The sequence below is a fragment of the Streptomyces sp. RKAG290 genome, assembly GCF_023701695.1.
Taxonomy (GTDB): domain Bacteria; phylum Actinomycetota; class Actinomycetes; order Streptomycetales; family Streptomycetaceae; genus Streptomyces.
In genome coordinates this window covers 4,236,377-4,250,490 of the sequence record NZ_JAJOZC010000001.1, presented here as the reverse complement: position 1 = coordinate 4,250,490, position 14,114 = coordinate 4,236,377, and the positions used below count along the sequence as shown (strand labels likewise).

Below are 14,114 nucleotides of genomic sequence, written 5' to 3'. Positions count from 1 at the left end.
CGTACTGCCGTAGGTTGCCCGGGAGTTTGCTCCCCCCACGGCACGTACGAAGGACGGCTCACCCTTGAGCGAGAAGAAGAAGTTCGGTCTGCTGGAGGGCTTCAAGGCCTTCCTGCTGCGTGGCAACGTGATCGATCTGGCGGTCGCCGTGGTCATCGGCGCAGCGTTCACCAACATCGTGAACGCGATCGTCAGGGGCGTCATCAACCCGCTCGTCGGTGCGGTGGGCACGAAAAACCTGGAGAGCTACAGCTCCTGTCTCAAGGGCCCCTGCCTGACGGATCCGAAGACGGGCGAGACGACCGACGGAATCCGGATCCTGTGGGGCTCGGTGCTCAGCGCCACCCTCAGCTTCCTGATCACCGCCGCCGTCGTCTACTTCCTGATGGTCCTGCCGATGGCGAAGTACCTCGCCCGGCGCGCGGCCATGCTGGCGGCGAAGGAAGGCGTCCAGGAGACGCTGGAGATCAGCGAGCTGGAGGTGCTGAAGGAGATCCGCGACGCGCTCGTCGCGCAGCGTGGCGGCCCGGCCGGGGAGAACCGCGACGCCGGTCCGGGACCGGACCGCGAGGGATAGCTCGCGCGGCCGCAAGCACCCCGGCCGGGCCCGGAGCGCCGGTTCAGCCGTGGTGCGGGGGCTTCTCGTCGAGGAATCGGGCCAGGTCGGCGGCGCTGCCGCCGGACGGGGCCCGCTCTCCCCAGCCCCGGTCCGTGTCGTCCGCGGACTGCTGGTCCAGCGGATCGTCGAAGATCAACGCCGGCTTGGGCTTCGGCCGGTCCGGCGGTTCCGGCTTCGAATCACGCGGTCCGGGGGTGGGGGCGGTACTCATACCCCCCAGGGTACGGCCGCCCTTCGGGACACCGCCGCTCTCAGGGGCACCCCGGCCCCCGGCGGGGTGCGGCCGCCCTCCGGCACACCCGTCCCTCCGGACCACCCCGGGCCCTCCCGCACACCTCGCCCTTCCGGGCCACTCCGGGCCACCCGGGCTCTCCGGGTGCGGCCGCCCTCAGAGCGGGCATCCGCCCCCGAGAGACGGCGGTGGTCAGCGGTCCTTCGGGTCGACTGCCCAGAGGCCGAGCACGACGAGGAACGACAGGCAGAGGAAACCGGCCCCCACCAGGCGGTGCCGGAGTTGCCCTCCATCCATTCGTCGACGATGACGGTCAGGCCCCAGAGCTGTCCGATGACCACGGTCATGGCCAGGGTCAGCCGCGCCGTCAGCTTCGACGAGCGCTCCGGCTCCTGGTCGCTGCCGGCCCCCGGCCCCGGCCCGGTGTGGCGGACGCGGGGGTCGCCGTAGCCGCTGGTGGGCCGGATCTGCGGGTAGCGCTCACGGACGGGCCGGTTGAGCTCGGGCCGGGCGCTGCCGGGGTGGTACTCCGGGTAGTGCGGGCCCGGCTCGGGCTGCTGGGCATCGGTCATGTCCGCCTGCCGGTGGTCTCGGGGCCGGTCCCGGCCTCGGCCGCCCCGGTCGGGGCGGTACGGGAGACTCCCGCGGCTGCGGGGGCCTCGGCGCCCCTCTTGGCCCCGGGACAGCCGATCCGGGAGGCGAGGTCCGAGCGGTCGTCGCCGAGCTGGCGGCACAGGCCGTGTTCGATGCTCTCGCCGGAGCGGGTGGTGCCCACCGCCCAGATGCTGCCGTCCGGCTGCTCGGTGAGGACCACCTTGGGCAGTCCCCGGGGCGGCGGTCCCGCGGTGACCTCGCCGGTACGGGCGTCGAAGACACCCTCGTGGCAGGGGCAGTACAGCTCCCCTCGGAGCCCCGGTCCTTGCGCCACAGCACGGCGCAGGCGAGGTGGGTGCAGATCGCCGAGTAGCCGACGAGAGTGCCGTCGTTGAGCCGTACGGCGACAGCGACGTCCTCCTCGTCCGGGTAGTGGAAGGAGACGGACTCCCCGGGCAGCAGCTGGCCGCTGACCCTTTTCGGCTCCAGTGCCTTGTCGTCGTCGGGGTCGCCGTGGCGCGGGAGGATGCCACCGGCGACGCCGAGGCCGCCGACGGCGAGGCCACCGGAGACGGTGGCGACGATCCGGAGGTAGTCGCGCCGGGTGGTGAGGGAGTCCGCGGCGATCCGGTCGTGCAGGGCGCCCCGCGGGTCCCCGGAGGGCTGCTGTCCGGTGACGCTCATCGGCGGACGTCCTTCCCGTTGATCTCCACGACGGGCAGGCCGCCGGGCACCGGCCACTGGACCCGGTCGGCGGGGACGACCATGGCGACGCCGGTGCGGACCTCGCTCTCGCCGAAGACGAAGGTGTCGGCGACCTGGACGCCGGGGCGCTCCGCCTGGAGCTCCTCGACGGTGCCGTAGAAGAGGGCGCCCGTCGGGCAGACCGTGGCGCACATGGGGGCGAGACCGTAGGCGGTGCGGTCGTAGCAGAGGTTGCACTTCATCTGCAGCTTGGCCTGGAGGTCGATCTTCGGGACGCCGAAGGGGCAGGCGTTGACGCAGTTGGCACAGCCGATGCAGCGGGTGGTGTCGGCCTGCTGCACCACCCCGTCCGCGGTCACCAGGATCGCGTCGGCGGGGCAGACCTCGGCGCACGGGGCGACGGGGTCCTCGCAGTGCATGCAGACCGTGGGGAGGGAGGCGACGGACTGGCCCTCGTCGGTGTAGTCGAGGTGGATCATCGACTTGCCGCGGTGCGAGTCGCATTCGCGGCAGGCGGAGACACAGGCCTGGCAGCCGATGCAGCGCCCCGGGTCGATAAAGATCGTTCTGCCCATCATGCGGGCATCAGCTCCTCTCCGAGGTGCCACGGCCCTGCGGGGACGTGGGCGGCAACGGGTCGGTACGGGAGACCTGGGTCTCCGGGTAGGCGACGTGTCCGGGCGCGACAGGAGGTGCGGGGACCTCGTCGATCTTCTCGGCGTGCTCGATGCGGCAGGCGCACACCTTGTACTCCGGGATCTTGGAGCGGGGGTCCAGGGCATCGATGGTCAGCGCGTTGGCGGCGGCGGGCACGGGCCAGTGGTACGGGATGAAGACGGTGTCGGGGCGGATCGCCTCGGTGACCAGGGCGGGGAAGACCTCGCTGCCGCGCCGGGTGACGACGCGGACCGGTTCGCCGTTGCGGAAGCCGTGGGAGGGGTGGATCTCGGCCCACGGGCGCGGGGTCTGTTCGACGAGGGCGCCCAGGCGGCGGGTCTGGTTGCCGGAGAGGAAGTGCGCGACGGTGCGTCCGGTGGTGAGGGACATGGGGTGTTCGTCGTCGTACGGGTCCATCGGCGGGTGCCAGTCGACGACCTGCATATGGATCTTGCCGTCGGGGTGGTAGGTCCTGCCGTCCTCGAAGAGACGGGGGGTGCCGGGGTGATCGGTGGAGGGGCAGGGCCAGGCGATTCCGCCCGTCTCCTCCAGCCGCTCGTAGGTGATGCCGTAGTAGTCGTTGACGGTGCCGGCGGAGGCGACCCGCAGTTCGTCGAAGACCTCGCGGGAGTCGGCGAAGGCGAATTTGTCGCCCACGCCTAGGCGCTTGGCGAGTTCGCACATCACCCAGGTGTCGGTCCGTACGCCGGGGGGCGGCTCCTGGGCCTTGTTGTGCTTGACCACTCGGGCTTCGGCGTTGGCCATCACCCCGTCGTCCTCGGCCCAGCTGGTGACGGGGAAGACGACATGGGCGTTGGCGGCGGTCTCGGAAAGGAAGAAGTCGAACTGCGCGTGGAACTCCGTCGCGTCGTACCCCTCCTTGACCACCTTGTAGTTGGGCAGGGAGACGAAGGGGTTGTTGCAGATGCCGATCAGTCCGCGGATCTCACGGCGCTGCATCTGCCAGACCATTTCCATCATCGACGTACCGGCGGGCGGGAGTTCGGACTCCTCGATCCCCCAGATCTCGCAGATCTGCCGTCGGTGCTCCTCGTTCATGATCGAGCGCCCGCCCGGCAGGAGGTCGGACTTCTGGCCGTGTTCACGGCCGCCCTGACCGTTGCCCTGGCCGGTGAGGGTTCCGTATCCGGCGCCGGGTTTGCCGATGTGTCCGGTGGCGGTGCAGAGGTTGATCACGGTGAGGCAGTTCTCGACGCCCTGCGAGTGGTGCTCGATGCCGCGGGCGTGCCAGGCCATGGCCCGGGGTGCGCGGGCGAAGGTGCGGGCGACCTGGACGACCTGTTCGGCCGGGATGCCGCAGACCTCCGCGGCCCTGGACGGCGGGTACTCGGCGGCCTTGGCCTTCACCTCCGCCCAGCCGGTGGCATGGGCGGCGAGGTAGTTCTCGTCGGTGAGCCCTTCCTCGATGACCACGTTCAGGACGGCGTTGAAGAACACCGAGTCCGTGCCGGGTTTCAGGGCGACGTGGATGTCGGCGGTGCGGGCGATGGCCGTCTCGCGCGGGTCGATGACGATCAGGCTGGCTCCGCGGTCCCGGGCACCCCAGACGTACTGGGTCAGTACGGGGAAGCACTCGCCGACGTTGGAGCCCGCGATCAGCAGGCAGTCGGTGAGCAGGATGTCGGAGAAGGGGTTCCCGGCCCGGTCGATGCCGAAGGCGAGCTTGTTGGCGCCCGCCGCGCTGACCATGCAGAGCCGGCCGTTGTAGTCGACGTGCCGGGACTTGAGGGCGACCCGGGCGAACTTTCCGACCAGGTAGGTCTTCTCGGAGAACAGGCTGGCGCCGCCGAGCAGCCCGAAGGCGTCGTTCCCGTGGGTCTGCTGGATGCGCTTGATCTCGGCGACGGTGAAGTCGAGCGCCTCGTCCCAGGAGACCTCACGGAAGTCCTCGTCACGGGAGCGGCGCATGAGCGGGGCGGTGAGCCGGTCGGGGTGGTTGACCTGCTGATATGCGTTGATGCCCTTGGGGCACAGGCGCATCCGGTTGATGTCGTGGTTGCGGGGTTCGACACCGAAGACCTTGCCGGCCCGGTCGACGCGCAGATACATCCCGCACTGGACGCCGCAGAAGCAGCAGTGGGTGGGGACGAGAGTCTCGCCGTTCTGGTCGGCGTGCCACTGGTCGGCGGGGATGCCGCCCGCGTCCCGGAAGGCGCGGGTGCCCGGCGGCGCGAGGGAGGGGTCGAGAGGAATGACCGCACGTGTGTCGGCCGCTCGCGGATCCGCGGTCAATTGAAGCCCTTCTTCACCTGGGAGAGATAGGCACTGCCGCGCAGCACCCGCTTGCAGCGCGGGCAGTACTCGGTCCACGCGTCGAAGTCGAGGCTGAGGTCGCGCATGGTGCCCCGGAGGTTCTCGACGTACGGGCGGTGTCGATGGGCTCCTCGCAGCGGCGGCAGTTGAAGACCTTCTCGTCCTGCCGGCCGGTGTACTTGAACAGCTGCATCCCGACCGCGGCAGGGCGCTGGACGATGTGGAAGAACTTCCCGAACGGGATGTAGATGAGGGTGAAGACCACCGCGACCATGTGGAGGATCGCCAGGAACTCGTATCCGCCGCCGTGCAGGAAGATCGAGGAGAAGGTGAGCAGCAGGCCGGTCACGGAGATGACGACGAGCGCGATGAGCGGCACCAGGTCGTAGCCGAACCGCTGGCCCGTGATGGCACCGCGGTCCTTCATCCGGCGCCACAGGAAGTAGCAGGCGCCCGGGATGACGAGCACCGCCGCGATGTCCAGGCCGTGAAACATCAGCCAGCCGAGGATGTTGAGGGAGTCGAAGCCGATGATCTTGAAGCCCCAGATACGCATCTCGTAGCCGGGCCCGGACCCGCTGCCGGAGGTGAAGGTGAACCAGCCCCAGGTCAGCGGGAAGGTGATCAGGGAGGCGAGGATGCAGCCCCAGAAGATCAGCTGGTGGGCGGCCCAGCGGGCGTGGGAGCGGGCGCCGAGGAACTTCTGGAAGCCGAGGTAGGTGGCGATCATCTTCGGCAGGGCGGTCGGGGCCTGGCGGAAGTTGGCGGCAGAGAAGAGGCTCCCCCAGCCCTTCCTGAAGAGCCGCCTGGCTCCCGGTGCGGAGATCCAGACCGTGTAGCGGTAGGCCACTCCGAAGGCGAGGAAGACCGTGGCCACGGCGTACGGCAGGAGGGCCGAGTCGAAGTTCTCCAGAAGCCTGCTGCCGAGCACGATCGCGATGATGAGCAGGAGGGAGACGATGGCACCGGCCGCGGTCGCGCGCGCGGTGGCGGACCGGGGACCCGCGGCCCCGGAGCCGGCGGGCGGCGGGTCTTCGGCCGCGCCGGAGGAGCCGGCGCTGACACCGGGGGCGGGCTGCGCGGCGGCAGCGGAGGCTTCTGGTGGCTCGGTCACCCCGTCACCGTAGGGCCGTATGGGGATTTTGGTCCTGTTTTGTGGAGCTACGGGGTGAGCGCGTCGCCCTGCGACTCCCGGGGGTACGGCCGGGTGGGCGCACCGCTCACCCGGCATGCGGCCGGTTGCGGTGCGCGGTCCGGGTTCGTGCCCGATGCGGTGGAGAGGTCACCTTCCCCCACCCCTGCCGGTACGTTCGCCGTGCAGCCCCGCAACCAGCCGCGCGCACCACGAGGAGCACCGGATGACCGGCCAGGACAGCACCCGCCCGCCGACTCCTTCGCGGCTGCCGGACCCGCAGGACGCACTGACCGATGTCGCCGGGGTGCGCGTGGGGCATGCGCGGCTCACGGGCGAGGGGGCGCTCAGCGGCACCACCGTGGTCCTCGCCCCTCAGGGCGGTGCGGTCGCGGCGGTCGACGTACGCGGCGGCGGCCCAGGCACCCGGGAGACGGACGCGCTCGACCCGCGCAATCTGGTGCAGCGCATCGACGCCGTGGTCCTCACCGGCGGCAGCGCGTACGGCCTGGACGCGGCGTCGGGGGTGATGGCCTGGCTGGAGGAGCAGGGGCGCGGGGTGCGGGTCGGCGCCGATCCGGCACAGGTCGTCCCGGTGGTCCCGGCGGCGTGCCTCTTCGACCTCGGGCGGGGCGGTGACTGGCGGGCCCGCCCGGACGCGGCCACCGGCCGGGCCGCCGTGGAGGACGCCGCGCGCACGGCGCCCGGGGCGGCGGTCGCCGAGGGGTGTGTCGGCGCGGGCACGGGGGCGGTCGCCGGACAGCTCAAGGGCGGGGTGGGGACGGCGAGCGTGCGGCTGCCCTCCGGGCTCACCGTGGGCGCGCTGGTCGTGGTGAACGCCGCCGGCTCGGTGCTCGATCCCCGTACCGGGGTGCTGTACGGCGAATACGGAGCCGCCGAGCCGGCCGTCGCCCCCGCGCCGGAGATCCACCGGGCGGCGCAACAGCGCCTGGCGCAGGCGCACGACGGGAACACGCGCCCCCCGCTCAACACCACGCTCGCCGTCGTCGCCACGGACGCCGATCTCAGCCGCGCGCAGGCGCAGAAGCTCGCGGGCACGGCGCACGACGGACTGGCGCGGGCCATCCATCCCGTGCATCTGCTGACCGACGGGGACACCGTTTTCGCCCTGGCCACCGGCACCCACGCGCTGGACCCGGCGAACCCGATCGCGCTCAACGACCTGCTGGCGGCGGGTGCGCAGGCCGTGACCCGCGCCATCGTGAAGGCCGTGCGGGCGGCCTCGGGCGTGAACGGCTGCGCGGGAGGCGGCACCTACCCCTCGTACGGCGATCTCTACGGCACGCAGGGCCGTCCCGGGCAGCCGGCGGACGGCACCGGACCGGGAACCGACTCACCTCCCGCGTAAGGAAGTTCGGGAAAATCGCCGGGAACCTTCTGCGTGCACCGTACGTTTTTGTGAACCCCGGTCACGATGTCAGACCCAGGGACTACGTTATGCACGCATCGAGTAACACGCGGCGACGGCCTGGAGACAGCACCTTGAGCGATCCGTACGAGACAACCGAGCAGCACCTCGAGCGACTCCTGCGACGGGCTCTCAACTCGTTCGACCTGCCCGACAGTTCGGTGGAGCGGCTCGGCACCGCGCTCGCCCACAGCAGCTCCCTGCACTCCTCGCACCACAGCTCCACCCTGCACCGCGAGACCTACCGGCACACGTATCTGCTGGCCGACGGCACCCCGTTCGCCCTGTGGGAGCTGATCCACGGCGGTCAGCGGGACGCCGCGGATCCCCGGTACGGCTCGCAGCCCGGCCTGCGGCAACACGAGCTCTACGACGACGAGGCCGACGTGCACATCGCCGCGGCCCGCCTGACCGGCGGCTTCCAGGACACCCTTCTCTTCGGGGACGAGGGCCCCCAGGCCGACCTGGAGATCCTCACCGCCCTGATGGCCGCACCCCCGGCCCCGCTCCCCCGGACGTACGCCCCGGACAATTCCGCGGACCACGCACGCCGGGTGCTGCGCCGCGCGGAGAACGGGGACGCACCCGGCGAGGGGACCGCCCGCCGGCTGCGGGCCGCCTTCGCCCACCACATCACGCAGATCTTCGGCCGGCAGTGCCAGGTGGACGGGCGGGACGCGGGCTTCACGCTGTACGAGCACGCGTTCCTGCTCCTGGACGGCAGCGAGACGAGCCTGTGGGAGGTCGAGCACACGGCGACGCCGGACGGCCGCCACATGTGCGAGGTGTACGGCGACGAGGACACCGCGCGCCGCGCGATGGAGAGCCGGACGCGCATCTGCTGACCGAGGCGGACATGACGGTGCCCGCACCCCGAGGGGCACGGGCACCGTCGTCCTCACCGCCTGCTCAGTGCGTCAGCACCGGCTCGTCAGCGGCTTCCACGGCCGGATCGGCCGCGTCGTCGCCACCCTCCACGTGCTGCTTCGCCCGGGCCGGCAGCGCGAACATCACCACGAAGATCACCACGAGCACGCCGGCCACCCACCACAGCGACTGCTCGAAGGCGTCGGCGAACGCCGGGCCGACCTGCCGGGGCGTGAGATCGTCGCCGATCGCCCCGAAGAAGACGACCGAGACGAGGGCGAGCCCGAAGGCGTTGCCCATCTGCTGCACGGTGTTGAACAGCCCGGAGGCGGAACCGGAGTGCTCCTTGGGCACCTCGGACAGCACCACGTCGGCCAGCGGGGCCACGATCAGCCCCATGCCGACGCCCATGACCACCAGCGGCAGCGCCATCTGCCAGGACGTGATCCCCATGCCGTACCGGTCGGACTCCCAGATGTAGAGCAGCAGCCCGGCGGCCATCAGGAGCGCCCCCGCCTGGAGCACCTTGCGGCCGAAGCGCGGCACCAGCTTCTGTACGGAGATCCCGGCGGCGAAGGAGACCGCGATCGAGAACGGGATACCGGTCGTGCCGGCCCGCAGCGCGCTCCAGCCGAGCCCCTCCTGCATGTACAGCGTCCAGACCAGGAAGAAGATGCCGAGGCCGATTCCGAAGGTCAGCTGCACGGCGATGCCGGCGGCGAAGCTCTTGACCCGGAACAGCGACAGCTCGACCAGCGGCGAGCCGTCCCGGCGCGCCTTCTCCCGCTCGACCAGCACGAGGACGAGGAAGACCAGGAGGCTGCCGGCCATCGACAGGTAGCCCCAGAGCGGCCAGCCCAGCTCCTCGCCACGGGTCAGCGGATAGATCAGCATCAGCATCGCCAGCGTCACCAGCGCCACGCCGATCAGGTCGAGGCGGAGCGCCTTCGGGGCCTTGGACTCGGTGATGAACTTGCGGCCCAGGACCAGGCCCGCGATGCCGACCGGCAGGTTGATCAGGAAGATCGGGCGCCATTCGAGACCGGCGATGTTCCACTCGGTGAGCAGCGCGCCCAGCAGCGGCCCGGAAACGGCGCCGAGGCCGACGATCGCGCCGAAGAGACCGAAGACCTTGCCGCGCTCGTGCGCCGGGAAGGTGGCGTGCACGATGGACAGCACCTGCGGGACCATCAGCGCGGCGGTGCCGCCCTGAAGGATGCGGGAGGCGACCAGCATCTCCGGGTTGGCGGCGAATCCGCAGAGTGCGGACGCCACGGTGAAGCCGCCGATCCCGATGAGGAAGAGCCGCTTGCGGCCGAAGATGTCGCCGAGCCGGCCACCGGTGATCAGCCCCGCGGCGAAGGCCAGGGCGTATCCGGCGGTGATCCACTGGATCGAGCTGAACGAGGCACCGGTGTCCCGCTTGATGCTCGGGATGGCGATGTTGACGATCGTGACGTCGACCAGGTCCATGAAGGCCGCGGTCATCACGATGGCCAGCGCGAACCACCTGCGGCGGTCCGACGGGTCCGGGGACACCGCGGGGGCGGCCGCCGTGGACGGCAGGGGTGCGGAGGAAGTCATACGAAGAAGTTAGACGTGCATTAGGTCAGATCATGACCCAATGGGCGGGCATCCTGGGTGACATGACCGACACCCCGGCACGACTGCTGAATCTGCTGTCACTGCTCCAGACGCCGCGTGAGTGGCCGGGCAGTGAACTGGCGGACCGGCTCGAAGTCAGCCCGCGCACCATCCGCCGCGACATCGACCGCCTGCGCGACCTCGGCTACCCGGTCGAGGCGTCGCGCGGGTCGGTCGGCGGATACCGGCTCGTGGCCGGTACGGCGATGCCTCCGCTGCTGCTGGACGACGAGGAGGCGGTGGCCATCGCGGTGGGTCTGCGGGCCGGGGCCGGGCATGCCATCGAGGGCGTCGACGAGGCCTCCGTACGGGCGCTGGCCAAGCTGGAGCAGGTACTGCCCTCCCGGCTGCGCCACCGGGTGTCCACCCTGCAGAACGCGACGGTGCCGCTGACCCGCGGTGACGGAGCGACGATCGACCCGCAGACGCTGACCGTGATGGCGTCGGCGGTCACCGGCCGGGAGCGGCTGCGGTTCGCGTACCGCGCCGGGGACGGCGCCGAGTCCAGGCGGCAGGTCGAGCCGTATCGCCTGGTCAGCACCGGGTGGCGCTGGTATCTGGTCGCCTACGACCTGGACCGGGAGGCCTGGCGCACCTTCCGGGTCGACCGGGTGAGTGACCCGTTCGCGACGGGGGCCCGCTTCGCACCCCGTGAGCTGCCCACCGGCGACGCGGCGGAATTCCTCAGCAGCTCCATGGCGCGCAGCCGGCCGGAGCTGGCGGCCGACGTGAGCTTCGCGGCCCCGGCGGATTTCGTCGCCTCGCGGCTGCCCGCCGCGTTCGGCCCGCTGGAGCCGACCGGCGAGCACAGCTGCCGGCTGCGTGCGGCGCTGCCGGGCTCGCTGGAGTGGGTGGCGCTGCGGCTGGCGCTGGTGGACTGCGAGTTCACCGCGCACCAGCCGCCGCAGCTGGTGGCGTATCTGAACGATCTGGGCAGCAGGCTCACCCGCGCCTCGGCGTCCTCGGTGGCGTAGGGCGGCCTGCCCACGCCGGAAAAAGGAATGAGCCCCGGCGCCAGGGGGGGGTGGGCGCCGGGACTCAGCTCAGGGGGCCGATGTGAAGCGGCCTAATTCGGAGGTTACTGGACTCGGGCTCACGCCGCAGCGTCAAAGCCCGTGTCGTGAGCCATTCGCTTCAGTTCGAGCAGTGCGTGCTTCTCGATCTGGCGGATCCGCTCCCGGGTGAGCCCGTGCTGCTTGCCCACCTCGGTCAGGGTCCGCTCCCGGCCGTCCTCGATGCCGTACCTCATTCGGATGATCGAGGCGGTCCGGTTGTCGAGCTTGCCGATCAGCTCCTCCAGCTCCTCGCTGCGCAGCAGTGTCATCACCGACTGCTCGGGCGAGACCGCGGAGGTGTCCTCCAGGAGGTCGCCGAACTGCGTGTCGCCGTCGTCGTCCACCGACATGTTCAGGCTGACCGGGTCACGGGCCCAGTCCAGGACGTCGCCGACACGGCTCGTGGTGGAGTCCAGCTCGGCGGCGATCTCCGCATGCTCCGGGTCGCGCCCGTGCTCGCGGTTGAACTCGCGCTGCACACGGCGGATCCGGCCGAGCTCCTCCACCAGGTGGACAGGGAGCCGGATCGTGCGCGACTGGTCGGCTATGGAACGGGTGATGGCCTGCCGGATCCACCACGTCGCATACGTGGAGAACTTGAAGCCCTTGGCGTAGTCGAACTTCTCGACCGCGCGCACCAGACCGGCGTTGCCCTCTTGGATCAGGTCGAGCAGCGGCAGCCCGGCCCGCGGATAGCGCCGGGCGACGGCAACGACCAGCCGGAGGTTGGAACGGATGAATACGTCCTTGGCGCGCTCGCCCTCGGCGACCAGCGCTTCCAGCTCCTCGCGCGTGGCCCCGCCGGCTTCGCTCTCCACCACGCCGTCGAGGATCCGCTGCGCGAAGACGCCCGCTTCGACGGTCTGCGACAGGTCCACCTCCTTGGCGGCGTCGAGCAGCGGCGTGCGCGCTATCTCGTCCAGGTACATGCCGACCAGGTCGCGATCGGCGATCTCCCCGCCCACGGCGCGAACACTGCTTGCCCGGTTGGTCCCGCCGGTGGCGGACGAACGACGGGCGACGGCACGGGTTGCCATGCGTGCTCCTTGCTGAGTAGGTCGCGACACCCTTTCGGGTGCCCAGCTTCCGAAGGAAACAACGACTGGAATCCGGACAGAATTCCCCTGCGTGGCATTCATTTTCGCGATCATGCAGTACCCTGTCGCGCCACCAGGGGAGGACACATGACAAGGTTCGGCACGGAGACCCAGGTCAGGCCGGGTGTCGAGAGCGATCTGGCGGCCCTCACGGACATCTACAACCACTACGTGCGTGAGACCGCCCTCACATTCGACACGGTTCCCTTCACCCCCGGTCAGCGTCTGCCCTGGTTGCGCTCCCACCCTGAAGACGGCCCGCACCGGCTGCTGGTTGCCCAGGATGTCCGTAATGCCGACGGAACAGCTCCCCGGATACTGGGTTACGCCACCAGCAGCGCCTTCCGCCCCAAGGGGGCGTACTCCACCTCCGTCGAGGTCGGCGTGTACTGCGCCCCCGGCACGGTCGGCCGCGGCATCGGGACCCTGCTCTACACGGCGCTCTTCGAGGCCCTCGCCGACGAGGACCTGCACCGTGCCTACGCGGGCATCGCACAGCCCAACGAGGCCTCGGTCCGGCTGCACGAACGCTTCGGCTTCCGGCACGTCGGTACGTACGAGGAGGTCGGCCGGAAGTTCGACCGGTACTGGGACGTCTCCTGGTACGAGAAACAACTGCGACCACGGACCTAGTCCCGGCCCGGTCCCGCCCGGGCCGGCCCTAGGTCCGCAGCCCGTTACCGAGAGCAGGCGGGATGCCTAGCGTGATCTCGCATGGACGACACCACGCGCAAGGCACCCGACACCTCCGGCACGCTCGACGAAGCGCTGGAGCGGCTTCACTCCTTCGGACCCGAGCGGGACGGCTGGCTGAGCAACCACGCCCCGATGGCGGTCGAGGCACTGGTGCACCACGGCCAGGCACCGGGCGTGCACCGTTGGCTGGACCACTATCGCGAGAAGCTGGAGGACATGCCGGACCGGTTCGCCGAGGTGACCCCGGCGAACTGGCGCGAGGCCCTGGGTGACCCGCGGCGCATCGCCGACTGGACGGCGTACTTCGGGCGGGAGACCGCCGACCGGCCCTGGCGCGAGGTCCTCGCCGAGTGGTGGCCCCGGCTGCTCCCCGGCATCGCGGCCGGCGCCACGCACCCGGTGATCCGGGTCGGCCACGCCGTACGGGCGCTGCTGGCCGCCGGGGAGAACGCGCCCCGCGTCGCGGAGCTCGCCCACGGGCTCGGCTACTGGGCGGCCCGCCACCAGCCGCTGCCCCCGCTGTCCTCGCTCGCCCCCGCAGCAGATGCCGCGGCCGCGCTGGACGCGGTGGCGCGGGTGCCGGACCAGAGCGGCGGCATCCGCAACCGGCTGGGGCAGCTCACCGCGTTCCCGCTGTGGCCGCGGCAGCCGGTGCCGGACGCCGACCTGGCCCGCGCCCGGCTGGAGGAGCTGGTGCGCGCCGCGACGCACCGCTACGCGGCGTACGGGCACGGCGCGCCGATCATGCTGGTGCACGCCGCCACCGCGCCCAATGCCGTGCTGCGTGCGCTGCCGGCGCTCCCCCGGGAGCTGTGGGGGCCGAGCCTGGAGGCCGCATGGGCGGCGAGCGCGGCGGTCACCGCCGCGTACTCCCCGGCGGAGCCCGCCGCGTTCCCGGCCGTGCCGGACGGTCTGTCCCCCGAGGAGGTCTTCGCCCGGGCGGCCGCGCACGGTGACGACCACACCATCAAGTTCACCGACACCGCATTGGACATCGGTGACCCGACCGCGCTGGCCGCCGCGCTCCGTTCCGTCGAGCTGAACCCTCCGGCCCTCTGAGTCCTGGGCCGGTCCGGCCTTGACCCGCCGGACCGGCCCAGGCGGGTGGCGGCC

General features: G+C 71.1%; 11 protein-coding genes and 3 pseudogenes. 6 read left to right on the top strand and 8 right to left on the bottom strand.

Translation table 11 applies throughout. The features are described 5' to 3' along the window. Positions 1-64: 64 nt before the first annotated feature. Positions 65-577 carry an MscL family protein gene (locus LNW71_RS18710; RefSeq protein WP_250969281.1) on the top strand — a complete coding sequence of 171 codons (513 nt, stop codon included), beginning with the start codon at positions 65-67 and terminating at the stop codon, positions 575-577. A gap of 43 nt (positions 578-620) precedes the next feature. On the opposite strand, the gene LNW71_RS18705 is transcribed toward LNW71_RS18710, so the two are convergent. From LNW71_RS18705 to LNW71_RS18680, 6 genes and pseudogenes are all read right to left on the bottom strand, one after another. Next, the gene (locus tag LNW71_RS18705) at positions 621-830 is read right to left on the bottom strand and encodes a hypothetical protein (RefSeq protein WP_250969280.1); all 210 of its coding nucleotides are present in this window, start codon (positions 828-830) and stop codon (positions 621-623) included. Between the two features lie 213 nt (positions 831-1,043). Continuing rightward, positions 1,044-1,423 (bottom strand): annotated as a pseudogene (locus LNW71_RS18700) (hypothetical protein). Continuing rightward, positions 1,420-2,129 (bottom strand): annotated as a pseudogene (locus LNW71_RS18695) (Rieske (2Fe-2S) protein). Before LNW71_RS18695 ends, LNW71_RS18700 begins: the two co-directional pseudogenes overlap by 4 nt. Further along, positions 2,126-2,728, bottom strand: a complete 603-nt coding sequence (locus LNW71_RS18690) for a 4Fe-4S dicluster domain-containing protein (protein ID WP_024489583.1) — start codon at positions 2,726-2,728, stop codon at positions 2,126-2,128. Before LNW71_RS18690 ends, LNW71_RS18695 begins: the two are co-directional and overlap by 4 nt. A 7-nt stretch (positions 2,729-2,735) precedes the next feature. Further along, positions 2,736-5,060, bottom strand: coding sequence for a molybdopterin oxidoreductase family protein (locus LNW71_RS18685; protein ID WP_250969279.1), 2,325 nt, complete (start codon positions 5,058-5,060; stop codon positions 2,736-2,738). Further along, a pseudogene (locus tag LNW71_RS18680) lies at positions 5,057-6,195 on the bottom strand (MFS transporter). Before LNW71_RS18680 ends, LNW71_RS18685 begins: the two are co-directional and overlap by 4 nt. A 244-nt stretch (positions 6,196-6,439) precedes the next feature. Here LNW71_RS18680 and LNW71_RS18675 point away from each other — a divergent pair. Both LNW71_RS18675 and LNW71_RS18670 read left to right on the top strand, forming a co-directional pair. Continuing rightward, positions 6,440-7,582 (top strand): P1 family peptidase, encoded by a 1,143-nt coding sequence (locus LNW71_RS18675; RefSeq protein ID WP_250969278.1) that lies wholly within the window; start codon positions 6,440-6,442, stop codon positions 7,580-7,582. A gap of 134 nt (positions 7,583-7,716) precedes the next feature. Next, a complete protein-coding gene (locus tag LNW71_RS18670) occupies positions 7,717-8,487 on the top strand; it encodes a DUF6227 family protein (RefSeq protein ID WP_250969277.1) in 771 nt (256 codons plus the stop codon). A 64-nt stretch (positions 8,488-8,551) separates the two neighbouring features. Here LNW71_RS18670 and LNW71_RS18665 read toward each other — a convergent pair whose 3' ends face one another. Beyond that, positions 8,552-10,093 carry an MFS transporter gene (locus LNW71_RS18665; RefSeq protein WP_250969276.1) on the bottom strand — a complete coding sequence of 514 codons (1,542 nt, stop codon included), beginning with the start codon at positions 10,091-10,093 and terminating at the stop codon, positions 8,552-8,554. 62 nt (positions 10,094-10,155) lie between these two features. Between LNW71_RS18665 and LNW71_RS18660 the strand changes: the two genes are divergently transcribed. Further along, positions 10,156-11,127: a transcriptional regulator gene (locus LNW71_RS18660; protein ID WP_250972058.1), complete on the top strand. Its 972-nt coding sequence runs from the start codon at positions 10,156-10,158 to the stop codon at positions 11,125-11,127. Between the two features lie 119 nt (positions 11,128-11,246). Here the strand turns inward: LNW71_RS18660 and LNW71_RS18655 are convergent, their stop codons facing one another. Next, the gene (locus LNW71_RS18655) at positions 11,247-12,245 is read right to left on the bottom strand and encodes a sigma-70 family RNA polymerase sigma factor (protein ID WP_250969275.1); all 999 of its coding nucleotides are present in this window, start codon (positions 12,243-12,245) and stop codon (positions 11,247-11,249) included. 147 nt (positions 12,246-12,392) lie between these two features. Here LNW71_RS18655 and LNW71_RS18650 point away from each other — a divergent pair, with 147 nt between their 5' ends. After that, positions 12,393-12,938, top strand: coding sequence for a GNAT family N-acetyltransferase (locus LNW71_RS18650; protein WP_250969274.1), 546 nt, complete (start codon positions 12,393-12,395; stop codon positions 12,936-12,938). Between the two features lie 81 nt (positions 12,939-13,019). Beyond that, positions 13,020-14,060, top strand: a complete 1,041-nt coding sequence (locus LNW71_RS18645; protein WP_250969273.1) for a questin oxidase family protein — start codon at positions 13,020-13,022, stop codon at positions 14,058-14,060. Positions 14,061-14,114: the final 54 nt, after the last annotated feature.